This is a genomic window from Wenzhouxiangella marina (assembly GCF_001187785.1).
GTDB classification, from domain to species: Bacteria; Pseudomonadota; Gammaproteobacteria; order Xanthomonadales; family Wenzhouxiangellaceae; genus Wenzhouxiangella; species Wenzhouxiangella marina.
The window spans coordinates 2,837,112-2,862,125 of the sequence record NZ_CP012154.1; the positions used below are offsets into that span (position 1 = coordinate 2,837,112).

Below are 25,014 nucleotides of genomic sequence, written 5' to 3' on the forward strand. Positions count from 1 at the left end.
GGAGCGAAAGAAGGTAGCCAGAGGGTTGAAACGGCTAGGCTTTGCTATGAAGAGTGCGTCATCATAATCAAAAACAAGTCCCACCCGAGAGCTCAACCAACGCTCCAACAACGGGGGACCGAAAGGCAGGAGCTCGCGCTGAAGGACTACGACGTCGAATCTCCGCCCACTCCAGGCTGCGAAAACTCGCTTTGCAACCGCGAGCATTGTCCGCGAAAGCTTGGCACCGAATCGACCCTTTGAGAAACTGAGCCGATACATCTCCTCATCCATGAAACTCTGGACCTCGGCCTGTACTCCAAATGACTCCAGGAAAGGGAGATACTGGAAAACTCGATAGCGACTGGATGCCCCACTGTAGGGGTATCGAGTCAGAAACAACACCCTGATCATTCGGCTCTTCAACGCGGTGAGTGGTCGGCCGTTATCTGTCGATAGAGCTCGGCATAGCGAGCGGCACCCCACTTCAAGGAAAAGAACCGCTCGGCCGTTTCCCTGCACCGTTTCGACAACTCAGGATCCTTCAGCAGCAATTCCAACTCCTCGATCGACGAAGCGATCTGCAAGGGATCTCCGCTCTTCAACAAGACACCCACCCGATTCTCGGAGATGATCTTCCCGACGTCACCGACCCCTTCGTTCGCGACCACAGGAATCCCACTGGCCAGGACCTCGGCCAGTCGGGTCGGGCAACTCCCCAGCTTGCTCAAGCCGCTGGTGAAGAACATCACCGAAACATCGTGGTTACTGACTACAGTGGGCATTTCCTCCGGCAGCCGAGGCCCGATCTGCAACCGTTCGCTCAGGGTCCCGTCAGGGTCCAGCGCCTGGCGAACTCGCCACGGATCGTCGCGAGTGACGATCTCGAAGGTGGCATTTTCATCATAAAGGGCAACGGCATGAACCCATGCTGCCAACCAATCAAGGCGGAACCAACCGCTCAAGACCGTCCCGACACAGCCATGCACCCGTGACCCGCTCTTTGCTTTCGAAGAAAGGTTGAACCGTTGAAGATCCGCACAAGTTGGGATTACCTCGATGCGCTGATTTTCGAGCTCCGTCGGATATTGCTGCCTCAGATAATCGACAGCGGACTTTGTCAAAGACACCACGGCCGCGGCATCCCGGAGGCAAACCCGCTCGATCCGAAGAATCGCCTTATGAACCAGAGATCCACGCCGAAGCCGGCCCGCCGTGATCATCTCTTCCGGCCACAGCGCCCGCATATCGAAGATGAATGGCGTTCCCGTCAAGCGCCAGACGACCCAGGCGACAGCGGCCGGAAGATAGGACCGGGCGTGGACAAGACCGACGTTATCGCGCCGTACTCGCCGCCAGGCGCGCCAGGCCATGCCTAGCACGCTCAGGACCGGAGCCAGCAGTTTCGGGCCGCTGCGAAATCGGCGCGGCAGCCAGTTGATCGAGTGTTCCACACAAATCTCCCGCGCCGCCATCATTCGCGCGGCGTCGGCCCAATCCCCGGCTTTTTCACTGGTCATCAGCGTAATCCGGAACTCGTCCGACAAGCCGCGCAGATAAGAAAAAACCTGGCTCTGACCCAGCGGCTCCAAAAGGCCGTTACGGGTGAGGTACAGAGTCGTTGTCATGTCGGGAACAATAATTCCAGATACTTTCGGGCAGCGATGTCCGGCGCAAACTCCGCCGCCCTGCGACGTAAATTGGCTGAGTCCGGGGGATTCACCAGCACATCTCCCATGGCCTCGGCCAGAGCCACTTCATCGCCGACCGGGACAAGCCGTCCAAACCGGCCGCCTTCGAGAATCTCTGCTGGACCAAAAGGACAATCGGTGCATACCACGGGCGTGCCCTGGGCCATGGCCTCCACGATGACATTCCCGAATCCTTCGCGGTCCGATGTCAAAACGAAGAGATCTGCACTTGCATAAAAAGGCGCCGGATCGTCGTGAAAGCCAGCAAAAACCACCTGCTCAGCCACGCCCAGATCGTTAGCGAGGTGACGTAAATGCTCCTCCAACTCACCCGCACCGACCAGCATCAGTGTCGCCGGAGTCGACTCCAGAAGCCGTGCGAAGCCGCGGAGAAGCAATGCGTGATTCTTCACGGCCTTCAATCTGCCGACAGTGACAATTCGCTTACCTTTGCGTTTACCCCAAAACGATTCTGCTGGTACCGTGTCCGTGATCGAATCGCATCCTCTATCCCGCACAGGATTGTGGATGAACTGAACTTCGCCTTCGCGAAGAAAGGCAAGGCGCCGCATGTCCTGGGCAACACCGTGCGAGACGCCGATCCGGGCCGATGCCAAACGGTAGCCCAGCGCAGTCGAAAGCCGCATGGCTGCACGATGCATTCGCCCATGACCTGAATACTGAGACGATAGGACCCCGTGTTCAGAAACCAACACTCGAATGCCCCGTCCGGCCATACGTGCCGTAACGGCAGCAATAGTCGTCAACGGCCACATTGCAGCAAGAAGCGCGTCAGGTCGGGCTTGGCGCAGATACCGGATAAGCGGCAACGGCAGAGCACGAACGCGAGGTGTATCGAGGTCAACTATGGAAAAACCCGCGCGCGCCTCCTCAAGCAGCTCGCCGCGTGCCTGCTTCAGGACGAATTCTACTTCGCAACCGAGCCGCTTGAACTCATAAGCCAAATCAAGATTGACGTGCTCGGCCCCACCGCCACGGAGGTCAGGAAGCAATATCGAGATCGATTTCACTTGCGCCTGGCTTGCTGATTATTCTTATCTCAGCTCCAGTCACACAAACTGCGAATGTCAGCGATTTCTCCAAGCTCATTGACTCGCAGATCATGTTGCGGAAGCAAAAGGTAATTCCGGCCCGCTAAATTCCCAGGCTTATCTGTCATTTCCAGCCGCTCGTCAATCTGGTAGAACACATAGCCGGGCAACGCAGCGGCAAGGCGCATACCTATAGTTTCATTGAGAATCTCGATTAGCATCGCAGGCTGATCGCGCTCAATACATCGACTCGCACCTTCGATCACTTCCGGTTCATGCATCTCGACGTCAATTTTCATTACTTGAACTGACCCCACATTTTCGGTCTCAAGAAGATCATCAAGCCGAAGCGCCTGCACTGAAACCGCTTCCATGTCTGCGCCCAGCATTTTTGGGTTTAGCGACGCGGAATATGCGTGAGACCCGCCTGGGTCGAAAAGTAAGACGTTACAACTGTGATTTGAAAGTGCGACGTTGAATGCGCGGGTCCGAAATCCATTCAGCGAAATATTATGCAAAAGGCGCTTGTAGACGCGACTCAGGGGCTCGACAGCAATAACAACTGACTCAGGCCTTGCCGCCTGTGCACTCAGAGCATAAACCCCAGTATTCGCACCTATGTCTATTATCGTAGTGGCATCACGAATGAGCCACAGCCAGGTTAGGAGCGAAGTCCGTTCCCAACCAGCCCCGAAGCCTGCCCAAAACAGGTCGTTTTCCACTTGATTGCCAAAATGCTGTAGTTGCAAACTGGCGCCGTTCGGCATATCGAGGGAGAATGGTCCGCAGAAATGAAAGTGACGATAGATCCTCTCGGGCGGGCGCCACACTCGTCGCAACGCATGCATTGCTGCAGGCTTGAAGGGGATTGAAGCATAGATAGCTCTGGCAAGGTGTTTTAGCATGGCTGTCGCTGCCTCATCGTGGTCTCGCGCGTATATATCGATTCGGCTCGCTGCCGGTATCGAGGTCGCCTGTTGAACAACTCGCGCGCCTCTTTGAGCAACTCGCCCCGTGTCTTCATCAGGACAAATTCAACCTTGTGCCCGAGCCGCTTAAACTCAATCGCCAAATCAAGACTGACGCGCTCTGCGCCACCGCTGGCGAGATCCCGCAGGAGAAACACTATCCTTTTGCTTGTTCTGGACGCAAGGCCCGCTTCACTTTCAAAGAGATTAATTTCAAGAATATATAGAATCTTGGGCCAAACGTCCGACATAAAAACCAATGCTTATATTGAGACGGCGCCTCCCTCAACACTCTTAATCTATAACTTATATCTGATGCTTTATACCAGTCCAATTGGAGGTGAGAAAATGCCAGGCGCTCGTCAAGTTGAGCAACGTCAATTCGATCAGCATATTTCTGATTTTGAGCAACTATTTCTTTCATATATGACAAAATATTTATTAGCCTTTTGATTTCGTTCGGGCGCGCTTTTTCTGCCACCTCAACGGCAGACCACGCAGGCTTAACAACGGAACTTTTCGAAATCGATTCAGCGTGAATCCGATATTTAACAAGAGGTTTCGCGATACGCATTATCTTGCAATCTTCCAACTGCGCAATGAAGTTAAGTGGTGCATCTTCACTCATTACGGGAAGCTCACTTGCAGGAAGCTTTTCCAGAATGCTCCGATCATACGCAGAGCTTGCGCCGTAAACAAATACAGACGACGAAATTTCTTTCACCCAATGCAACCTTGAATGCGAGTCATCCTTTGGCTCCCAATATCTTTGAACGACCTTACCTGAACCATCGATCAGCTCACATGATGAGCAGATAGCGTTTGCCCCGCTTTTCCAGGCCTCGACCAAAGTTCTGCTCCTTTCTGGATAGGAGATATCATCACCTGCGGCCATTACCACAAATCTTCCACGAGCTAACTCGGTTGTCCTACGCACATGGCCAAGAACACCAAGGTTAACTACGTTGCGATTAATGACAACTTTATGCGGCCCGCGATACGCTTTCGCCATCTCCGCTATGATCTCGAAGGTGCGGTCGCTCGAACAATCGTCCGACAGGATTATCTCTAGCGGCGAATAGGTCTGCGCGAACGCGCCCTCGACCGCCTCGCGAATGTACTTCTCCTGGTTGTAGGCAAATACGGCAAAAGTCACCAGGGGGCGATCAGCGGTTCCCTCGGGCAAATTCTTGTTTCCATAAACCGCTATCTCAGCGCCAGAATCCATATTCTCAATCTCTCTCCAAATTTGGCGACTTGGGCGAGCCGCCCGGTTGCGGCGCTGGTTGATGATAATCGCATCAAAGACCAAGCCGCCAAAGCGCAAGCGATCGATATGCCTAGCGTTGCTCCGATGATGTCCGACACACGCGCAGCGAGTTCCACCGCGATGGCGGCCAGAATGACCAGCATGGCCTGCGCCTTGACTGCCCTGCTCCATCGAAACCCGATCTGGACGCCTCCCAGCCAGCGGACCAGCGGCAGGTAGATCAGGTACATGCCCAGGAACGCAACGCCTGTCGCGGCAATGCCCATAAACGGCATTGCGACGGCAACGCCTGACACCAGCACGACGATGGCGACGGATTCGGTGATGACGAAGGTCTTGCCTGCCGCACCGGCTAGAAGTACAAATCCCAGCGGCCAGGCCATCACTTTCAGGATGTCGCCGAGCAATTGCCAGCGCAGGATCTCCACGGCAGGGGCGAATTCGGCGGTGTAGAGCAGCCGAATCACCCAGGGAGCGAGTGCCAGCATGGCGATCAACACCGGCCCGCACAGCAGCACGGCGACTTCGGTCTGTTCGTTGACCAGGCGGACGGCGGCTTCCCGCTCGGTAATGGCCGCTGCGAGTCGTGGATAGAAATCCGTGCCCATTGCTCCGAGGACGAACGTGAGATAAGTCATGCCGATTGTCCAGGCGGCCTGGAACTGGCCCAGGGCCTCCGTGCCAAGTTCACGCTGCACCAGCACGCGCACCGCCAGCTGCCCGGCGACCGTGATCAGACCACTGATCATGAACGCGAAGCCGAGACGAGCCATCGCGCTCCATTCCTTTGCCAGGGCACGTGGAGCCGCAACCTCTCCCGCAGCCGGTTCAAGCCGGCGAACGTAGTAATGCCCGAGCAGGAACGTTACGACAGGGGCGATCAGGACCATCCCCAGCAGGCCCTGCTCGCCCCAGATCATCAGCGCCGCAACGCCGAGCGCGGCACCGATTATGCCGTTGGCGACCTGAATCCGTGCGATATCGCCAATCCGGCGCAAGCCTCGCAGCAGCGCCATCTGTGCCCCGGCCGCGACCGTCAGGCCCACACCCAGGGCCAGCCAGGCAACTTCGATGGCACGCTCCGGCTGATCGATGAATCGCGCCGCAATCCATTCGCTGGCCAGCCAGAACAGCAATGCGCCGACAACGCCTTGAATCAAGGTGCCCCAGAACAGCGCCCGACGTACAACGGCGATGCCCTCTGCCCCGGCGTCCGCGCCTGCGGCAGCGACCTGCCGCGTGCCGGAGTTGGCGATTCCCAGACCTGCTACCTGACCCGCAGTTTGCATCAAGCTCTGATACAGCCCGACCAGCCCGACCCCGGCCGGCCCGAGCAGAACGGCAGCCGCCTTCATCTTGGCCAGGCCGGCAAGAATGTTGATCACCGACGCCCCGCCGATGATCGAGCTGGCGCGCAGGATGGTGCGGTAGGAGTTTTCGCTCACTGAGTGGCGGCTCGAACGGCCTCGATGACTTCGTACGCGGCTGTTGGTGAGAGTTGCGGCCCCATCGGCAGGCTCATCACGTTCGCCGCAAGCTGTTCGGCAATGGGCAGACTGCCCTCAGGCAATTCAAGATCGGCATAGGCCTGCTGGCGATGCGGCGCGATCGGGTAGTGGATCAGCGTTCCGATTCCGGCCTCAGTAAGTCGCTGTTGCAATCGGTCGCGCTCGGCGCTCTGGACCACATACAGATGCCAAACCGGATCGGCCCAGCCGGGCACGAAAGGCAGAGTCGGACCCGTATCCGCAAGCCGCTCCGAGTAGATTCTGGCGATTTCCCGTCGCCGCTCGGTCCATTCGTCGAGCACCTCCAGCTTGACGCGGAGGACGGCAGCCTGGATCGGGTCGAGGCGAGAGTTGACCCCCCGCTCCTCGTTGACGTATTTCCGCGCCGAGCCGTAGTTGCCCAGAATCCGGATACGGTCGGCGATCGCCGCATCGTTGGTCGTGACCGCGCCAGCATCACCCATGGCTCCCAGATTCTTTCCCGGGTAAAAGCTCCAGCAGACCGCATCCCCATGTGAGCCGATGCGTCGTCCGCGACACTTTGCGCCGTGCGCTTGAGCGGCGTCCTCAATCAGCTTCAACCCCCGCATCTTCGCGAGCTCAGCAATCTTGTCGATCTCTGCAGGCTGGCCATAGAGATGAACCGGCAGGATCGCGCGGGTAGCCGACGTGATCGCGGCCTCGATCTTTTCTGGTGTGATGTTGTACGTCTGAGGGTCGGGCTCAACAGGCTGAATGGTTGCGCCCACTGCACTGACTGCAAGCCAGGTTGCGATGTAGGTATTGGAAGGCACGACGACGCCGTCGCCGGGACCGACACCGCAAGCACGCAGCGCAAGAACAAGCGCATCGAGGCCGTTGCCAACGCCTACGCAGTATCGAGCTTCGCAGTATTCTGCCCACTCAGCCTCGAAGGCTTCGACCTCTACCCCACCAATGTACCAACCGCTCTGAAGCACACGTGCAACGGCTGCATCGATTCCTGGCCTAAGTTCGCGATAGGCCGCACCTAGATCAAGAAAGGGAACTATCACGCTTTGCGCCTTTCAATTTCCTTTAGAAAATCGTCGTAGGTTCGAAGATAGTCCTCGGGTTCGTAAGTTCTGGATGCAAAAACAAGCAGAACGGCATCTGGGCTGTATCGATATTGTGTACCCCAGATCATTTCAGGCATAAAAACCCCCATATCCGGCCGATCAAGTGTCACTTCGCAGCGGTTTTTACCATCATCCAAAAGCACTCGGCACGAGCCGTGTAGGCAAATCAGAAATTGTTGGCAATGCTTATGAGCATGTTCACCGCGAATTTCCATGGACGGAACATCGAATACTACAAAGTAGCGGGCCGGCACGAAGGGGACCTCGTTCGGCAGTTCCCCCACACTTAGCGCCCCTCGCACATCAAGGATTCGTCGCATGAGAAATAGCTTGGACATACCTACGCCCAAATTGACGCGCGTGGGTCGCGGCAAATGGTTGAAGGCGTGAATATCAACGTGTTTCGGATCTGGTCCGCGCTGGGTGCCATCTCCATCACGATAGCCGACGACCTGTGCCGGGTTTCCTTGGACAATAGCATTCGGTGGAACAGATCGAAGGACCACAGAGCCGGCTTGGACCCATGCGCCTTGTCCGATCGTTACATCGGCGCCGATCACTGCAGCCGCATCAATCCGCACATTTGATCGAATGATAATTCCCTCCCCGGCAAGGACAACCCTTGGACCAAATGTCACCGATTCGGCGATTATTGAGCCCTCAGGAATGAAGCAATCCTGGATCTTTTCGATCATCCTTTAATACTCCCCTTGTGGATTTCCGCTGACCGACCGCTCAGAAACAACCTACTCCAGAGCCTGATGAGCATGCCCCCTATACTTGCGCCCATTGGATCATCGTGGAAGCAATAGAATCGTTTGATCTCAATGACAAACATACCGACCGTCTTCGAAGAGAGCCAGGGCTCCTCTGTCTTTCTCGATTCTCGATAAATCGTCGCCCCCGGAAATGGCAGGCCTCATCTCATGACTCTTGCTGGAATACCGGCTACCAAGGCATTCTGAAGCACGTCACGCGTTACGACTGCGCCTGCGGCAACAGTCGCTCCTTCACCGACCTCTACTGCGGGAAGAAGGGTTGCGCCTGCCCCAATGACACAGCCTTTGCGCAAAATTGGACCTTGGCAAAGCTCTTGTGAATAGCCACCGCGACCAATCAAGTTGTCATTGGCTGAGCCAACCATTGTACTTATAAAGACGTCATCCTCTATCAACATGTTTCCAGTAAGGTGGGTCAAATCCATGACCTTGACGCGATTGCCGATCGATGTTGCATAGTTGACCGTTACGTAACGACTGACTATGCAGGATTGACCAATCGTGCAGCCCTCCCTGATTGATGCTCCATCTCCAATCAGCGTGCCAGAACCTATGGTGACATCATAAAAAATCACCGCATTCGGGCCGATTGAACAACCCGCGCCTACCGATAGCTGCTTCTCGTACTTAATCGGCCTCGAAGTTGCACCGGCACCTTTGGGCTCTTTACCCAAGAATGCTCCCGGAAACACCTCGACATCATCCCCCAATTGCACACCGTCTTCGATGATCACGTTTGGATGAATTCGGACATTTCTCCCTAATCTGGCGCCAGCACGCACAATGGCAAATTCACCTATGACAGTGCCTTCACCAATTTCCCTGGCCTCGACAACCGCCTTGTTCGAGACCCTAACTTCACTCGTTATATCAATCACGGGATTCCCCTTTAGTTAGCGGCGTCGCTGAGAAAAAAATCATGGTACGAATTAACTCGACGAGCCAAATTCCGATCCACCGCCTGGAGTGTCAAACTTTTTCCCCTGCAGCATCCACTTCGGACTTCAAACGCTCGATTTCATCGAGGAGCGCGTCTCGTTCAACAAGCTTCCGCTTCAAGTACCGCCTCGTTATAAGAATTTTCGCGGCGATCCCCTGAGGTGTCAGTTGGTAGATGTAGCGATGCTTTGCGGGGCTGCGGCTGAAGTTGCCGGCCTTGACCCAGCCCTTCTCGATAAGGGCGCGCAGGCAGTAGTTCACCTTCCCCAGGCTGATATCTAGCTCGCGCGCCAGGGCTCGCTGGCTCAGGCTGGGGTCGGCGTGGAGAGCACGCAGCAGCTTCAGTCGCGTTTCGAGGTTCAGGGGTGAGCTCTAATCAGGCAAGGTCGTGATGGTTTGCCGCCGGGCACGCTACCGCCCTTGGGCGGGCTTCCCAATTCAGCGTTTTGGAAGGTGGTTGAACGCGGCGTCGGTCAATCGCGTTCAACGGTTGAACGAGTGGAGGTTACAATGCCCCGAGAATCCGCACAAGGCCCACTGCGCAGGTCGAGGATGGCCCGAGGCATGGCAGGGAGTGCCAGCGGCTGGCACTCCGACCGATGCTTGATTCGGGCGGGCTCGAGTTCCGCCTCCTTCGCGAGGCCTCCGCCAGGCCGATCGTCGGCGGATTTTTCCCGGAAAAATAAGCATTTGACGCTTGTTTGATTGAAGGATAGAGTAAAGGCCTATTCGGGAAGTTGCGCCTGCTTTGGCCTTTTCCCGAGAAATCAATACTTTGGGGAAGTTGTAGATGCTTGCTTTTGCGCGGCTCGGGTCGTTTCTTTTCAAGGGTGGGATGTTGGGCCTGGGTCTGGCCGCGTCAGGCATGGCGCTGGCCTCACCGATCGGTTCGCTGCAGATCGACGGGTCGGTCAGCATCGAAGCGCCTGGCAGCGGTGCCGCGGTGCCGATACGCAACACCGAGTACACCCTGTTTTCCGATGACCGCATCATCACCCGCAGCGGCTCTGCCCTGCTGGCGCTGGACATCGGCGGGTCCATCGGCCTGGCGCCCTCCTCGGCCGCCACGGTCAGCGTGGACTCGCAGAGCGGTGCGGTGACGGTCAGCCTGGATCAGGGCACGCTGCTCTACAGCCTGCCAAGCATGGCCGGCCAGTTCCGGGTGGTGGTCGATGACTTCGAACTGCAGACCTCACCGGGCGAGGGCCAGGCGCTGAACGTGGAGGCGCCGATCGACACCCTCTCCGGGGTCATTCGCCGCCTCGACAATGGCCAGATCGACGTCGCCGTCGAATCGGGCATGCTGTCGATCGTCACGGGCAAGGGTTCGCGCTACAACGTGGCCGCGGGCGACCGGCTCGGCCTGATGGCCAGCCTGAGCGATGCCGAACCGCTCCTGACCCAGGTGACGGGTGCGGCCGAAGAAGAAATGATCCGGATCGAATCGCCCGAACTGGTCGAGACCAACGAAAACTTCCGCATCCGCTGGGATGGGATTTCGAACGCGTCGGAGTCCTTCATCGCCATCGCCGAGCGCGGCGCCGAGCCGGAAGAGTTCCAGCGCATTGTCAGCACCGAAGAGGGCCCGATCCTGCTGCTGGAAGCGCCGGACGACGAGGGCGACTACGAAATCCGCTTCATCGACGGCGACACGGGCCTGGTCACCAGCTTCGTCTACCTGAAAGTGGTGGACGATGAACTGCTCGGGGCCTGGTGGATGCGCGAGCGCTTCGGCGCCCTGGAACTGGCCGGCGGCATTCTCGTCGGTGGCGTGATCGGCTACTGGATCAAGGATTGCGACCCGATGCCGGTCAGCCCCTGATCTCTCGGGCCCATCGCTCTGGAAGTGCTTTGAATCGAACGTCGCCCCGTTGCCTGCTCTCCCACATCAGGATGGCCACTCGCCATCCTGATTGGTTTGTGGTCCGCCTGATTACCGCCCTGGCCCTGCTCGCGCTGCTGTCGGCCTGCGCGTCCGGCGGCGCCAATCGCGACATGGCCGATTTCCAGGAGGAGTTCGCCTCGCAGGCGCGCGTCGACAGCATCAACGAGCAGCTGCTGAGCTTTGCAGCCACGGCCGATCTGGAAGCGCAGGATTACCGCATCGGCGCCGGCGATCAGATCCAGATCGACATCTTCAACGTACCCGAGCTGTCCGGCGACTATCGAGTGGCCGGGATGGGCACGGTCAACATGCCCCTGATCGGCCAGATCGAACTCAGCGGCTACTCCCTGCAGGAAGCCGAGCAGATCATCGCTGACGCCTACAGTGAGCGCTATCTTCGCAACCCGCAGGTCTCGATTGCCGTGCTGGAGTTCCGGAGCCAGCAGTTCACCGCCATCGGCGCCCTTGCCGCGCCGCGCGTCTACAACACCGATCGCCGAATGACCCTGCTGGAATCCATTGCCATGGCCGGCGGCCTGGCCGCCGATGCGGGCACGCAGATCTACGTGACCGACCGCGCCCGCGACCCGGAAAGCGGTGAGCTGGGCATGCGCAGCCTGATCATCAGCGTCGAGGACCTGATGCAGGACCCGCAGCACTTCAACTTCTTTCTCGGCGAACAGGCGCTGATCAACGTCCCGCGGGCCGGGTCGATCTTCGTCGAGGGCGCCGTGGAGCGGCCGGGCGTGTACCAGCGCACGGGCGAGACGACGGTCCTGAAGGCGATCGCCATGGCCGGCGGCCTGAAGTTCGAGGCCAGCCGTTCCAACCTGCGCGTGCTGCGACGCAACCCCGCCTCCAATGAGTGGGAGAACAGCGTGGTCAGCCTGGACGAGATCCGCGAGTCCCCCAGCGCCGATCTGATCCTGCGCGACGGTGACATCGTGATGATCGAGTATGGCGCGGTGCGCACGGCCTGGGCCGGCAGCATGCGGATCCTGCGCGACATCGCCTTTCTCGGCTTCCGGCCCTTGAACTGAGGGCCGCCGAACGATGAGTGATCAACGCATCCAGGACGGCCGCCACCTCCGGCCCATCGACGGCCAGAATCTTGCGCTGGCCCAGTACGACCCGTACCAGTCCAAGGCCAACGAGGACGACGATGCCATCGATCTTCTCGAGATCTGGCGCACCATCCTCAAGCGCAAGTGGGTGGTGGTCAGCATCCTGGCCGTGTTCATCGCCACGGCGGCCCTGTCGAGCTGGCTGACCATCCCCGTTTACCGCGCCACGGCCGTGGTGCAGATCAACCACGAAACCGCCAACATCCTGCGCATCGAGGATTTCGAAGCCGCGCCGCGCTCCTGGCAGGGCGTGGAGCAGTTCTACCAGACCCAGTACGAGATCCTGCGCGGGCGTCAGCTGGCCGAGAACGTGGTCGAAAAGCTGGAGGTCTGGGACCACCCCGAGCTGTCGGGGGAGATCACCCAGCGCAACCTGTACCGTGAACTGCGCGCCCTGCCCGGCCGCCTGATGCAGCTCATCCGCTCCGACCCGCCCAGCGCCCAGCCCGGCACGGCGGTGCAGACGCCGGAAGCCGCCCGCGAGGCGGCGATCCGCAGCGCCGGTGGACGGCTCCGTGCACGCATCTCGGTGAATCCGCGTGAAAATTCGCGTCTGGTATACGTGTCCGTCAACAGCTTCGACCCGGCCTTCGCGGCACAGCTGGCCAACGCCGTGGTCGAGGAGTACGTGCGCTCCACCATGCAGCGGCGCTACGACGCCGGCCAGGAGGCCCGGGAGTTCCTCGAAGGGCAGCTGGCCGACATGCGCATCGCGCTGGAGCGCGCCGATCAGAACCTGATCGACTTCGCCCAGGCCAACGGCGTGGCGGACCTGGAAGAGCGCATCAACATGTCGCAGAGCTCGGTGCGCACCCTGAACGATCGCCTCAGCGGCGCACGTGGCGACCTGGTTCAGCTGCGAGCCTTCAACCAGCTGATCGAGCAGGGCCGCGGCGACTCCATCCGCCCCGTGGTCAACGATGGCCAGATCGCCGAATTGCGCGGTCGCAAGGCCGAGCTGGAAACCGAGATCTCCGGCCTGCTGCAGCGCTTCATGGAGGACTATCCGGCGATCGCCGAGCTCAGAAGCCAGATCAACGAGATCGACAGCCAGATCCGCGAGCGCGCCGACTTCATCATCGGCAACGTCATCGCCGAGTACAGCAACCTGGAAGCCGAGGTGGCCGCCCTCGAAGAGGCGATCGCCGAGAACGAAGGGCGCATCCTGGCGCTGAACCAGCAGGGCGTGCAGTACAACATCCTGCGCCGCGAGTTCGAGACCAACCGTGAACTCTACGACGGCATGCTGCAGCGCCTGAAGGAAATCGGCGTTGCCGCCGGCGCCCAGGAAAACAACATCGCCGTGATCGATTCGGCCCTGCGCCCGGGCTACCCGGTGCTGCCGGACATTTCCCGCAACCTGTCGATCGCCCTGCTGCTCGGACTGGTGGTGGGCGTGGGCCTGGCGCTGCTGCTGGAGTTCCTGGACTCGACCGTGCACCGCACGGAAGACGTCGAGAAACTGGTCGGACGCCCGGTGCTGGGCCTGATCCCCATCGTCAAGCTCAGCGAGCAGCGCAAGAAATCGGGCACCACCACGCGCGCCGAGGACCGGGCGGTCAGCCATTACAGCGAACTGCACCCGAAATCGGCCGTGTCCGAGGCCTTCCGCTCGCTGCGCACGAGCCTGATGTTCTCCACGCCGCAGGGCATGCCCAAGACCATTCTGATGACCAGCCCGGGCCCGGGCGACGGCAAGACCACCAATGCCATCAACCTGGCCACGGTGCTGGCCCAGAACGGCGCCAGGGTGCTGCTCATCGATGCCGACCTTCGCAAACCGCGCCTGCACCGTGATTTCTCGATCCAGCAGTCGCCGGGCCTGACCAACCGCATCGCCGAGGTCAGCAGCCAGGAAGTGACGACCTCGTCGATCATCCCGACCACCACCGAGGGCCTGTTCGTGATGCCCAGCGGCAACCAGGCGCCCAACCCCGCCGAGTTGCTGTCATCGGACCGCATGCGCAAGATCATCAACCTGTCGGCCCGGGCCTTCGATCACGTCATCATCGATTCGGCGCCGATTCTGGGCCTGGCCGATGCCCTGGTCCTGTCGCGTTGCGTCGACGGGGTGATCCTGGTCACCAGCGCCGGCAAGACCAGCAAGGAAAGCATCCGGACGAGCACCCGTCGACTGGTACAGGTGCACGCGCCGCTGTTGGGCGTGGTGATGAACCGCATCGATATGGAGTCGCCCGACTACGCCTACTACTCTTCGTACTACTACAACTACAGTCACGACGAGGACGAACGGGTCGAAGGCGGACGCAACAAGGCCGGAAAGAACCTGGAACGCACGGCCTGATCTGCTGACCAGACCCGATGCGCAGATCTCGACTCATCATCCTGCTGGCCATGCTTGCCGGCCTGGCCGCGGTCGGCTCGGACTACCTGGAGCTTCGCCGATTCAACGCCGTCGCCGAACAGGACGCCATCGTCAGCCCGCTCGGCCCCAGCTTGTACGACACCTTTTCCATTCATCCGGCGGCCCGTCAGGCGGCGCGAAATTGGGCCGTGGATCCGGATCGGGCCGCCGAGCTGCTGACCCAGGCGGCTGCCCTCTACCCGCTGGAAGCCCTGCCCTGGCTGGCCCAGGCTCGCATCAAGGCCGGCCGTGGCGGTGACCCGGCGGTGCTGCGGGCGGACCTGCTGTCCGGCGTTGCAGTGCAACCCTACAGCCCGGCCACGCGCTGGCAGGCGGCCCAGATTGCGCTGCACGCCGGCGACCTGGATCTGACCGAACGCTTCCTGAGGCTCTGGGCCGAAGACCAGCCACGCGAGCTGGGACAGGCCCTGTTCATCGCTCAGCGCTGGATCCGCGACCCCGATCAACTGCTGGACCGCATCGTCCCGGCTACCGAAGCGCACTGGGAAGCCGCCATGGACTTCGCCTACCGCCAGGGCAAGCGTGATCTGGCCGAAGCGGTCTGGGATCGGCTCGCCTCCAGTCATGCTCTGGATTCACCCCTGTTCCTGACCTACTTCGACTTCCTCCTGCGTGAGGGCGAGGTCGACTCGGCGATGGCGCTGTGGCAGCGAAGCGACCCGCGCTACCGCCCAGGCACGGTGCTGAACGGCGGTTTCGGCCGCGAGTTCGGGCCGGCGCGGGGCCTGAACTGGCGCGTCGGCCCGCTGCCGGAGGGCGTTCGCATTGCCCGTGACATGGAGACCTACGCCCAGGCGCCGGGCAGCCTGCGCCTGGACTTTGCCGGCAGTCACAATCTGCGCTTGGCCCATCCGAGCATCCTGGTGCCGCTGCCGGTCGGCCAGCGCTTCCGTCTGACCGGACAATGGCGCGGCCAGGGGCTGACCACTCGCGCCCGGCCGTACCTGTTCGTGCGGGCAGTGGACGGCGCGATGAACCATCGACTCGATGTCCCCGGCGCCCACTTCGGCTGGCAGGCGTTCAGCCTCGACCTTGAACTACCCGAGGGCGTTCGCCTGATCGAGATCAACCTGCGGCGCGATCCCACCCAGGCCTTCGATCGCTACATCGGAGGTCAGCTCTGGCTCGACGAGATTGCGATCGAAGCCCTGCCGGTCAGCGATAGCGCGACGCCATTACCAGCGCCCGAATGAACGAGATTTCGATCATTCGCCTGGCCGAGTCGATCGCCGAGGGGGAGCTTTACGAACTCAATCAGGCCGAGGTCTCGGCCGTGCTCGGCTGGGTCACGCGCTCGAAATCGAATGAGCATCGGCAAGCGCTGGAGCAAGCCCTGGGCAGCGTGGACACGCAACCCGAGCTGGCGCTGAACGCGCTCCGGATACTGGAACACAGCTTGTTCTTCAACGATGTCTTCCAGCAGGGCAAGGCCGGTGTCAGCAGCGAGTTCGAGCACGATGCGCGTCGCCGTCGCTACCGCCTGCTGCTCTCCGCCTTTCATCCGGACCGGGTCCCCGGCGAGGACGGCTGGCTGACCCAGCGCTCGCAGGCGATCATCCAGGCCTACCAGGTCTTCAAGCGAAACCCCGACGCGGAGACCGAGGAGGCTCGGCCAGAAGCCGGCGCGCACCATGCGCATTCCCAGGGCGGCCGGACGCCGCCCCACCGCGGACCGATCAAGCACCGTGAAGGCTCGCTGGCGATGTTTCTGCGCCAGCGATTCGGCGGCGACCGCTGGCTTGCGCACAAACTCATCGGCGGACTCGTGCTGCTGCTCGGACTGGCCGTGATCAGCGTGCTGCTGAGCGAGCCAGCGACCCTTCCCGAAACCGCTTTCGATCCCCGGCCCTCGCCGCGAAGCGTCGAATCAAGGCCCGATGCTCAGCCGGCGACAACGGCCGTGAACAATGAAACCCCCGAACGCAGCGCGGGCGCCGAAGGGGGCGATGGATGGATTCGAAGCGAGCCGCAGACTGGCATCGAAGAAGAGGAGCCGGCCAGCATCGAGCCAGCGGATGCAACGACCCGGGTAGCATCGACGACGATGCGGTCGTCCGCTGTTGACGATTCCGCCGGACCCCAGTCATCGAGCTTGGCGTCGGTAACGACCTCAGCCCAGGAGCGTGGCGCTGGCCCGCCTGCGGCGATCGATTCCGAGCGGGTCGAGCCGTCGCCGGTCCCGAGGCAGAATGGGCTAGCGAATGAGGCGCCGATCCCGAGTCGTTCCGAGCGTCTGCAATCGAATACAGGGCAAGGCAGCGCCCCTCCATCGGCCTCGAACGAAGGCTCGGAGCCCGGTCCAGACCCGGCTCGGAGGCAGGCTTCCAATGCCAGGGGCGACTCCAACGCGTCGGCGACCCGGCCAGCGCGCGCTCCGGTCATCGAGCCGTCCAGCAGCCGAGGTGGCGGCCCACCGCCAGGCCAGTTGTCCCTGGGGCCGGTCATGCGGCACCGAGTCGGCGAATTGCTCCAGAGCTATCAGCGGGCTTTCGAGACGGGCGATCTGGAGGGCGTGATGGGCCTGTTCGGAGATCAACCCAGACTCGATCGCCAGTCGGGTCGGGCTCCGCTGGAGCACTACTTCACGACCCTGTTCGAGGCCAGCGACGGTCGGCGCCTTTCGCTGCAGGTGCACTCGGCCGAGCGCGATGGCAACGACTGGATCGTCAGGGCGTCACAGCGCATCGAGTTGCTCAACGGCGCCGGCACGGCGTCACGCGTCCAGAATCTCGATGTCCTGTTTCAATTCGCACCCTCGCCCTTTGCGCTGAAGATCACGGCAATCCAGGCGCAGAATCCCGCGAACTGAGCCGCGCCTGCGCCGAGGTGGCTTGGTGGACGTCCCTGGCTCCGCGAAGTGACCGGCACCGCTGCGTTGCTCTTATCAGGATCGGGCCGGTCGACCGTGGTTGCGGCCGCAAAGGCCCGGTTTCAGGTGGATTCTGGATTCTCCGGTCGTCGGGGACGTGGCCCCGACCTACGGGATTGGGGCCGCCCCCACAATGTCGGCGAGCCCCGAAACCCGTAGGTCGGCCCCACATTGTCGGCGAGCCCCGAAACCCGTAGGTCGGGGCCACGTCCCCGACGACCGGAGCATCCAGCCACCGCCAGACGTTGGGTCCTAGGCGCCGCACTCCTCTCAATGAAGAATCACGGCTCCCCCATCATCCCCGGCGCGGCCGGTTCGGACTCGCCCCAGTACGGCGTGTAGTGCCCCCGATCGACCCAGTGTTGAAAGCTCGACCACGGGTAATCCGACGGTCGGTCGACGTAGCCGTGCTTGACCGGGTTGTAGTGGATGTAGTCCAGATGAACGTGCAGGTCGCGTTCGTGGCGGATGATGTGGTCGTAGAAGCGGTTCTGCCACAGGCGTCGGGACGGCAGGCCCAGGCGACGGTAGCCGTGGATGACGCCGAGCTTCATGTCGCGGACCAGGTCGGAGATGCCGCGGCCGCTGTGGCATTGGATCAGCCAGTGCATGTGGTCGTCGAGCAGGACGTGGCCGTAGTGTTTGAAGGAGTGCCTTTCGCGCAGATCACGAAGGGTTTCGATCACCAGGCGCTTGGCACGAGCATCGCGCAGCCAGGGGGCACGGTCGCGGGTCACGATCGTCAGGAACACCGCGTCGGAGGGGGAGAAATATCGTCGGTATCGAGGCATGGGGATAGCGTGCCGTCGATGTCAGTTTCGGGCGTCGGGGGAATTGCGCGATTGGGGGTAGGAAATCGGCTCGGGGGTCGTTGGGTTCAGCGGGGCCAGGGAGATCCGGGCGCCGGAAGGGCCGCGGTGGTTGGGGCAATGGGCCGTCGGGTTGGTGGAGATTCAGGATGCATGGACCGTCGGCCGCGTGGGGCCGACCTACGGCGGGCTTCGATCAGGCAATCTCGATAGCGGGTTGCGCAATGGCATCCGAAAATCCGGACAACCCCGATTCGGCCCCGAACCATAGATCGCGCCAGCGCAGGTTGGAGGCGTGGTGCGGTTGGCCGCAGGCCAGAAGCGCCGCGCCGGAAACCGGCCGCGCGTGTGGCCGACGGTCCATGTCGCAAACATCTCCGTCAACCCGACGACCATTCCCATCCCTCAACGCCCCCTCAGACCAACCTGCGCACCAGCGACTTCAACGCCAATGGCCGGATCGGCTTGTGCAGGAACTCGCAGCCGGCGGCGCGGGCGGCCTGGCGGACATCGGCGGCGTGGTCGGCGCTGATCATGATGGTGGGGCAATGGCGACCGGCCCGCTGCAGTTCGCGGATCAGGTCCAGGCCGGTCAGGCCGTGGTCGAGGTGGTAGTCGAGCACCAACAGATCCGGGGCCTGTGCCTGCCAGCAGGCTTCGGCGCCGGCCGGGTCGCGGGCACTCATCACCTCATGGCCCCAGCCACTGAACAGGCGCACCAGGGACTCGAGCATGCTCGGGTCGTTGTCGACCACCAGCACGCGTCCGCCCGCGCTTCTGGTCTGCTCGACGGGCGCGCTGATCGGTCGCGCCTCCGGCTCGACGCGGGGCAGGCTCACGCTCAGCATCGTCCCCCGGCCTTCGCGACTGGCGAGTTCCAGTCGATGGTCGAGCAGCCTCGACATGCGATCGGCGATCGCCAGACCCAGGCCCAGGCCAGGCGCGTCACGGTCCTTGTCCAGGCGGCGGAACTCTTCGAAGATCAGGCGGCGGTCGGCAGCCGGAATGCCCGGACCCGTATCGAAGACGCAGACCTGCACGCGATCCCCGCGCCGACGGCAGCCGATCAGGATGCGCCCTTCGTCCGTGTAGCGCACGGCGTTGGACAGGAAGTTCTGCAGGATGCGGCGCAGCATCTGCGGGTCGCTCTCGACCCAGACGGAGGTGCTGACGCAGTCCAGGCGAAGGTTGCGCTCCTGCGCCATCAGGCGGAATTCTCCGGCCAGCTGGTCGAAGAGCTCACCGAGCGGAAAACGGCTGATCCGAGGCTCGACGCCGCCGGCATCCAGGCGGGAGATGTCGAGCAGTCCTTCGAGGAGGTTCTCGGTGGCGGCCAGGGCGCCGGAGATCTGCCGGATCGGCTCGGCTTCGGGCTGGTCGTTCAGGCGCGCACCCAGGGAATGGGTCAGCAGCTGCGCCGCGTTGAGCGGCTGGACCAGATCATGGCTGACGGCGGCCAGGAAGCGGGTCTTGGCCTCGCTGGCTCGCTCGGCGTGCAGCTTGGCACGCTCCAGTTCCGTGGTGCGGGCGATGACACGCTGCTCCAGGGTCTCGTTGATCGCCTTCAGCTCTTCGGCGGTCCTGCGGAAGGCGGTGACGTCGGTGAAGGTGGCCACGAAGCCACCGCCGGGCATCGGGTTGCCACGGATTTCGATGATTCGCCCGTCCGGCCAGGGCCGCTCGACCAGGTGCCGCGAGCCGGCCCGCTTGTGGTTCAGGCGCCGCTCGATCTTGGCCTCGACGTCGCCCTCGCCCATCAGGCCCTGCGCCGCGTTGTGACGCAGCAGCTCGGCCACGGGACGGCCGACCCGAATCAGCTCGGGCGGGTAGTCGAACAGGGCCAGGTAGGCGGAGTTCCAGGCCACCAGGCGCATGTCGGCATCGACCACGCAGACGCCCTGGCTCATGTTCTCCAGCGCGCCCGAGAGGACCTCCTGCGAGAAGCGCGCCCGGGCGGCGGCCTGACCGACCAGATCCGCCACCGTGTCCAGCGGCGCTGGCGTGCGCTTGCGGGCGGCGTCGAGCAGCAGGCGAGAAGAGGCCGAGCCGACCACGGCGGCCAGTTCATGCTCGAGCGCGGACTCCAGCTGGCGGTCCGAGCGATCACCATCGAACAGCTGATGCACGCGCTGCTCGGGCAGGAAGCGGGTGGCGAGGTTGCGCATCACCGCTCGCTCCAGGAGCTGGGCTCGCGCCGGTTGTTCGGTTCCTTCGGGCCAGAGTTTCGTCAGCAGCGCGATCACGCCCAGATTGATCAGCAGCGAGGCGATCACCGATCGCGACAGGGGCTCGAGCCCGCTCAGGCCGAACAGGCCGTCGGGCGACAACCACGAAAGACCCCAGGGCCCGCCGTCGACCAGCAGCGACGCGAAAAGCACATAGGCCCAGACCGCGACCCCGGCCAGCAGACCCGCCAGGATCACCCGCGCCGGCAGACCGGGCCTGTAGACCGCCAGCCAGACCGCCGGCGCCAGCTGGGCCAGGCCGGAAAAGCTCAGGGCGCCGATGTCGGCCAGGGCTTCGGCGCGGCCGACACCGCGCGAGTAGGCATAGGCCAGCAGCAGCACCAGAGCGATGCCCAGGCGTCGCTGCAGGCGCACGGTCCAGCGCGGGCCCTCGTCGCGGCCCCAGCCGCGGTTGACCAGCACCGGCGTCAGCCAGTGATTGCCGATCATGATCGACAGGGTCAGGCTGGCCAGGATGACCATGCCCGTGGCCGCGCTCAGGCCACCCAGGAAGGCGAACAGGGCCAGACCGCCCTGCCCTTCGCCCAGCGGCAGCATCAGCACGTAGAGATCGGCCGGCGTGCCGTTGGCGGCCAGCAGGGCGTTGCCGGCCCAGGCCAGCGGCAGCATCGGCAGGCTGATCAGCACCAGGAACAGCGGGAACAGCCAGCGCGCGGTGCGGATGTGCTGCTGATCGCGACACTCGACGACGCCGATGTGGAACTGGTGCGGCAGGGTGAACATGGCCAGGGCGCCGAGCAGGCTCAGGCTCAGGAAGCTGTCCAGGGAGGAGAAGGCCGGGCGCTCGGTCCGCGCCAGGAACTCGGCCGGACCGTCGAACAGACCGAAGACGACGAAGGCGCCCAGGGCCAGCATGGCGACGAGCTTGAGCAGGGACTCGAAGCCCATCGCCAGCACCAGGCCCCGATTGTGTTCGGTGGCGGCCGTGCGGCGCGTGCCGAAGAGCATCGCGAAGACGGCCATGACCAGGGCCACGTACAGGGCCAGGTCCTGCCAGGCGGCGGGCTCGACCGTGCGGTTCGCGCCGCCGATCAGGGCGTCGAAGCTCATCGCCACGGCCTTCAGCTGCAGCGAGATGTAGGGCACGATGCCCAGCACCGCCACGCCGGTCACCGTCGCCGCCAGGGTCGAGGACTTGCCGAAGCGGCTGGCGATGAAGTCGGCGATGCTGGTGGCATTGGCCGCCTTGCTCAAGGCCACCAGCCGGATCAGGAAGGGTGAGGCCAGGACGAACAGCAGGATCGTGCCGACGAAGGTCGGCGGAATCGGCCATCCGAAGCGCGCCGCCTGGGCGGTGGTGCCGTAGAAGGTCCAGGCCGTGCAGTACACCGCCAGGGACAGGGAATAGACCAGCGGCCAGCCCATCGCCCAGCGCCGACTCAGCCGCCCGCCGTGGCGCTCCCCGTACACCGCCACCGCGAACAAGCCCCCCAGCCAGGCAATGCCGGCCAGCAACAGGGTCAGGATGGAAATCGTGGGCGACGGCATGGGTGGGGGCGCGGGGATCAGGATGGCTTGGGTTCAGGAATGATTGTAGAGACTTTGGTTGGGGTTTCCGGTTTCCGGTTTCCGGGATGCTGGATGCGGGTAACGCGGTGCTGAACGAAGGCACCCCGGACGGCCGGATGCCATTGCGCGCCCCGATATCGACATCGCCTGATCGAAGCCCTGAGTAGGTCGGCCCCACGCGGCCGACGGTCCATGCCCAAGACATCTCCGCCAACCCTACGGCGCAATGTCCCAGCCATCGCCGAGAGCCCAACACACGCATATCCCAGCCATCACGGTCAACACTACGACCAACAACGGTTTCTGGCCAAGAACCAGAGCGCAGGTGGCAACGGGACTCTCCGGTCGTCGGCCACGTGGGGCCGACCTACGACTATCGGCCCCAACGCCACGCTCCAACAGAAAAACCCCGGCCGCCTTGCGACGGCCGGGGTCAAGACGGGAGAGTCGTCTTGGGGTGATCAGAAGTTGATCGTGCCGGTCAGGGTGATCGTCCGCGGGGCGCCGTAGAAGGCGTTCATCACACCTTCCAGGCCCAGGGTCGAGGCGCTGCCGTCCGGCGTGGCGAAGACGTAGCCCGAGGTGATGTACTGCTTGTCACCGAGGTTACGCCCGTGCAGACCGATCTCGTAGCGGCCGTCCATGCGCTTCCAGGTCAGGTGCATGTCGTAGAGCGAGTAGGACGGCTGGTCGAGGAAGTCCGAGGGAATCTCGAACTGGTTGGTCTCGCCGCGATAGGACCAGGCGCCCATGATGCCGAAGGTGCCATCGGCGCCGAACAGGCTCAGGGGACGCTCGTAGGCCAGGTTCAGGTGGCCGGTCCAGTCCGGGGTGTTCTGGAACACGCGCTGGTCGGAGACGTCTTCCAGGGCGGTGGCACCGGTGGCCGGATCAGCGACGGCGGTGATGAACTCGTCGTAGTCGGCGTCGATGTAGCCGACCGCCGTGTTGAGCATCAGGCTGTCACCGGTGGTCATCATGTTGCGACCGAGCAGCGCGCTCATCTCGAACTCCACGCCCTGCACCGTGGCCTTGCCCGCGTTGGTGGTCACGCCGGCGAAGGTGTCGAAGACGCCGTCGCCATCGCTGTCCACACCGATCGAGCCCGGCACCTGGATGTTGGTGTAGTCACTGTGGAACAGGGCCAGGGAGGTGTTGACCCGACCGTCTGCCCAGCGCGACTTGGCGCCCACTTCCCAGGTGTCGACTTCTTCGGGTTCGAACTTCATGAACTCGAAGACCTCGTCTTCGGACACCGTGCCGTCGCCGTTGAAGTCCGGTGCCGCCGTGGTCAGGCCGCGCGGGTCGAAGCTGCCGCCCTTGAAGCCCTGCGCCCAGCTGATGTAGAGGTTCTGGTTGTCCGTCGGCTGCCAGGCCAGGCTGACGCGCGGGGTGAAGTCGGTAAAGGTCTCGGAGCCCTGGAAATCGGAGGTCGTGGCGAAGACGATGGGATCGCCACCGAAGAATTCGGACTCACCGAGCATGTTCTGCCGGAGCACTCGAGAACTGCGCTCGTCGCTGGTGTAGCGACCACCGACGGACAGCTCCAGGCCGGTGTTCAGGTCGAAGAAACCCGCCAGGTTGAAGCTGATGTCGGTGAAGAAGGACCAGCTTTCCGTGTCCACATCGCCGAGGGTGAAGGCATTGAACTCGGGCAGATTGAGCAGCGCGCCCAACTGATACAGGCGCACGTCGAAGGGTCCGAAGGCGTTGGCATCGAGGTAGTAGAAGCCCGCGACGCCGCTGATCAGCTCGCTGGTGTAGTTGAGCTGGAATTCCTGGCTGAACTGCTCGTTCTCGTAGATCGTGGCCACGTCCAGGTCGACCGCCGGCAGGGCGTCGAAGTCGATCTGCTGGGTATTGTCGCTCTCGTACCAGTTGGTGATCGACTTGAATTGCCAGGCCGGGTTGAAGTCGTATTCCATCAGCAGGGTGACGCTCTGGGCTTCGGTCTCGTTCTTGCCCTGGATGCCGCTGCGCGAGTTGTAGACGTCATCGAGCACGGGCGCGCCGCTGAACAGGCCCGGGATCAGGCGATGGCCGCCGACCGGATTGGAGTCGTCCTTGTAGTAGTCGCCGGACAGGCGCAGGAAGAAGTCGTAGCTCGGCTCCCACTCGAAGCTCGCACGAGCCGCCATCACGTCCTTGTCGTAGTTCTCTTCGTCCAGGTTCAGGTTGGTGCCGTAGCCGTTGCGGTTGAAGGTGGCGATGGCACCGCCGATGGCGGCCGTCGAGCCGATCGGCGTCTCGCCGCTGACCACCAGGTCCTGCTGGGAGAAGCTGCCGATGGCGCCGCGGATGCTGGCCGTGGGCGTGCGGCCCAGACGGCGGGTGACGTACTTGACCGCCCCACCGATCGTGTTGCGACCGTAGAGCGTGCCCTGCGGGCCTCTGAGCACTTCGACGCGCTCGACGTCGTAGATGTCCAGCACGGCGGCCTGCGGACGGTTGAGGTAGACATCATCGATGTAGATCCCGACGCCGGCTTCGAAACCGGCCACCGGGTCCTGCTGGCCGATGCCGCGGATGAAGGCGGTCAGGGTGTTCGAGGTGCCACGGGAAACTTCCAGGGTGGTGTTCGGCACGACCTGGTTCAGGTAGGTGATGTCCTGGGCACCGGCGTCGGCCAGGTCCTGACCGGAGATCGCGGTGACCGAAATCGGCACGTCGCGCAGGGTTTCCGTGCGCCGGCGGGCGGTCACCTGGATCGACCCGAGTTCGGCATTCTCTTCCGTGTTGTTGTTGCTCTCGTTCTGATCGGAATCGTTGTCCTGGGCGGCCACGCTGGCCGACAGCGCCAGGGCGATGGCCAGGGTCAGGGTCGAAATCTTTCCAGTCTTCATGTCTACTCCCTTGGGGGCAATACGGGGTCGTGTCGTTGACTGCCGCGGCCGACTCGGACC

The 25,014-nt window shown here is 62.5% G+C and carries 17 protein-coding genes; 5 read left to right on the top strand and 12 right to left on the bottom strand.

The features are described 5' to 3' along the window. Positions 1-401: 401 nt before the first annotated feature. From WM2015_RS12110 to WM2015_RS12145, 9 genes are all read right to left on the bottom strand, one after another. Positions 402-1,607, bottom strand: coding sequence for a glycosyltransferase (locus WM2015_RS12110; protein ID WP_049726287.1), 1,206 nt, complete (start codon positions 1,605-1,607; stop codon positions 402-404). After that, a complete protein-coding gene (locus WM2015_RS12115) occupies positions 1,604-2,701 on the bottom strand; it encodes a glycosyltransferase (protein ID WP_049726288.1) in 1,098 nt (365 codons plus the stop codon). Before WM2015_RS12115 ends, WM2015_RS12110 begins: the two co-directional genes overlap by 4 nt. Before the next feature lie 29 nt (positions 2,702-2,730). Then, on the bottom strand, positions 2,731-3,627 hold the full coding sequence (locus WM2015_RS15635; RefSeq protein ID WP_082169702.1) for an FkbM family methyltransferase: 897 nt from the start codon (positions 3,625-3,627) through the stop codon (positions 2,731-2,733). Positions 3,628-3,847: 220 nt separating this feature from the next. After that, positions 3,848-4,918, bottom strand: a complete 1,071-nt coding sequence (locus tag WM2015_RS15640) for a glycosyltransferase (RefSeq protein ID WP_082169704.1) — start codon at positions 4,916-4,918, stop codon at positions 3,848-3,850. Continuing rightward, entirely contained in the window at positions 4,897-6,405 is a 1,509-nt protein-coding gene (locus WM2015_RS12130; RefSeq protein ID WP_049726291.1) for an O-antigen translocase, read from the bottom strand. Before WM2015_RS12130 ends, WM2015_RS15640 begins: the two co-directional genes overlap by 22 nt. Beyond that, entirely contained in the window at positions 6,402-7,502 is a 1,101-nt protein-coding gene (locus WM2015_RS12135; RefSeq protein ID WP_049726292.1) for a DegT/DnrJ/EryC1/StrS family aminotransferase, read from the bottom strand. The genes WM2015_RS12130 and WM2015_RS12135 overlap by 4 nt, the downstream gene beginning before the upstream one ends. Continuing rightward, complete coding sequence (locus tag WM2015_RS16375) at positions 7,499-8,260, bottom strand: WxcM-like domain-containing protein (protein ID WP_082169707.1); 762 nt, start codon at positions 8,258-8,260, stop codon at positions 7,499-7,501. The genes WM2015_RS12135 and WM2015_RS16375 overlap by 4 nt, the downstream gene beginning before the upstream one ends. Positions 8,261-8,484: 224 nt before the next feature. Beyond that, the gene (locus WM2015_RS15650) at positions 8,485-9,222 is read right to left on the bottom strand and encodes an acyltransferase (protein WP_211260931.1); all 738 of its coding nucleotides are present in this window, start codon (positions 9,220-9,222) and stop codon (positions 8,485-8,487) included. Positions 9,223-9,313: 91 nt separating this feature from the next. Then, positions 9,314-9,646 carry a MarR family EPS-associated transcriptional regulator gene (locus WM2015_RS12145; protein ID WP_049726294.1) on the bottom strand — a complete coding sequence of 111 codons (333 nt, stop codon included), beginning with the start codon at positions 9,644-9,646 and terminating at the stop codon, positions 9,314-9,316. Between the two features lie 472 nt (positions 9,647-10,118). Between WM2015_RS12145 and WM2015_RS12150 the strand changes: the two genes are divergently transcribed. The 5 genes from WM2015_RS12150 to WM2015_RS12170 all read left to right on the top strand — a co-directional run bounded on the left by WM2015_RS12150 (position 10,119) and on the right by WM2015_RS12170 (position 17,487). After that, complete coding sequence (locus WM2015_RS12150; RefSeq protein WP_049726295.1) at positions 10,119-11,105, top strand: hypothetical protein; 987 nt, start codon at positions 10,119-10,121, stop codon at positions 11,103-11,105. 98 nt (positions 11,106-11,203) lie between these two features. Further along, on the top strand, positions 11,204-12,208 hold the full coding sequence (locus tag WM2015_RS12155) for a polysaccharide biosynthesis/export family protein (protein ID WP_245609764.1): 1,005 nt from the start codon (positions 11,204-11,206) through the stop codon (positions 12,206-12,208). A 13-nt stretch (positions 12,209-12,221) separates the two neighbouring features. Further along, positions 12,222-14,597 (top strand): GumC family protein, encoded by a 2,376-nt coding sequence (locus WM2015_RS12160; protein ID WP_049726297.1) that lies wholly within the window; start codon positions 12,222-12,224, stop codon positions 14,595-14,597. A 17-nt stretch (positions 14,598-14,614) separates the two neighbouring features. Then, on the top strand, positions 14,615-15,871 hold the full coding sequence (locus WM2015_RS12165; protein WP_049726298.1) for a tetratricopeptide repeat protein: 1,257 nt from the start codon (positions 14,615-14,617) through the stop codon (positions 15,869-15,871). Then, the gene (locus WM2015_RS12170) at positions 15,868-17,487 is read left to right on the top strand and encodes a hypothetical protein (protein ID WP_049726299.1); all 1,620 of its coding nucleotides are present in this window, start codon (positions 15,868-15,870) and stop codon (positions 17,485-17,487) included. The genes WM2015_RS12165 and WM2015_RS12170 overlap by 4 nt, the downstream gene beginning before the upstream one ends. A gap of 341 nt (positions 17,488-17,828) precedes the next feature. Here the strand turns inward: WM2015_RS12170 and WM2015_RS12175 are convergent, their stop codons facing one another. The 3 genes from WM2015_RS12175 to WM2015_RS12185 all read right to left on the bottom strand — a co-directional run bounded on the left by WM2015_RS12175 (position 17,829) and on the right by WM2015_RS12185 (position 24,954). Further along, positions 17,829-18,338, bottom strand: a complete 510-nt coding sequence (locus tag WM2015_RS12175; protein ID WP_049726300.1) for an REP-associated tyrosine transposase — start codon at positions 18,336-18,338, stop codon at positions 17,829-17,831. Positions 18,339-18,772: 434 nt separating this feature from the next. Beyond that, on the bottom strand, positions 18,773-22,090 hold the full coding sequence (locus tag WM2015_RS12180) for a hybrid sensor histidine kinase/response regulator (protein ID WP_049726301.1): 3,318 nt from the start codon (positions 22,088-22,090) through the stop codon (positions 18,773-18,775). Between the two features lie 482 nt (positions 22,091-22,572). Next, positions 22,573-24,954, bottom strand: a complete 2,382-nt coding sequence (locus WM2015_RS12185; RefSeq protein WP_049726302.1) for a TonB-dependent receptor — start codon at positions 24,952-24,954, stop codon at positions 22,573-22,575. Positions 24,955-25,014: the final 60 nt, after the last annotated feature.

Bases quoted from the DNA above. Each gene is read 5' to 3' on its own strand.
- WM2015_RS15640 (WP_082169704.1), bottom strand. From the start codon at position 4,918: ATGGATTCTGGCGCTGAGATAGCGGTTTATGGAAACAAGAATTTGCCC.
- WM2015_RS12165 (WP_049726298.1), top strand. From the start codon at position 14,615: ATGCGCAGATCTCGACTCATCATCCTGCTGGCCATGCTTGCCGGCCTG.
- WM2015_RS16375 (WP_082169707.1), bottom strand. From the start codon at position 8,260: ATGATCGAAAAGATCCAGGATTGCTTCATTCCTGAGGGCTCAATAATC.
- WM2015_RS12110 (WP_049726287.1), bottom strand. From the start codon at position 1,607: ATGACAACGACTCTGTACCTCACCCGTAACGGCCTTTTGGAGCCGCTG.
- WM2015_RS12150 (WP_049726295.1), top strand. From the start codon at position 10,119: ATGTTGGGCCTGGGTCTGGCCGCGTCAGGCATGGCGCTGGCCTCACCG.
- WM2015_RS12180 (WP_049726301.1), bottom strand. From the start codon at position 22,090: ATGCCGTCGCCCACGATTTCCATCCTGACCCTGTTGCTGGCCGGCATT.
- WM2015_RS12160 (WP_049726297.1), top strand. From the start codon at position 12,222: ATGAGTGATCAACGCATCCAGGACGGCCGCCACCTCCGGCCCATCGAC.
- WM2015_RS12185 (WP_049726302.1), bottom strand. From the start codon at position 24,954: ATGAAGACTGGAAAGATTTCGACCCTGACCCTGGCCATCGCCCTGGCG.
- WM2015_RS12175 (WP_049726300.1), bottom strand. From the start codon at position 18,338: ATGCCTCGATACCGACGATATTTCTCCCCCTCCGACGCGGTGTTCCTG.
- WM2015_RS15635 (WP_082169702.1), bottom strand. From the start codon at position 3,627: ATGCTAAAACACCTTGCCAGAGCTATCTATGCTTCAATCCCCTTCAAG.
- WM2015_RS12170 (WP_049726299.1), top strand. From the start codon at position 15,868: ATGAACGAGATTTCGATCATTCGCCTGGCCGAGTCGATCGCCGAGGGG.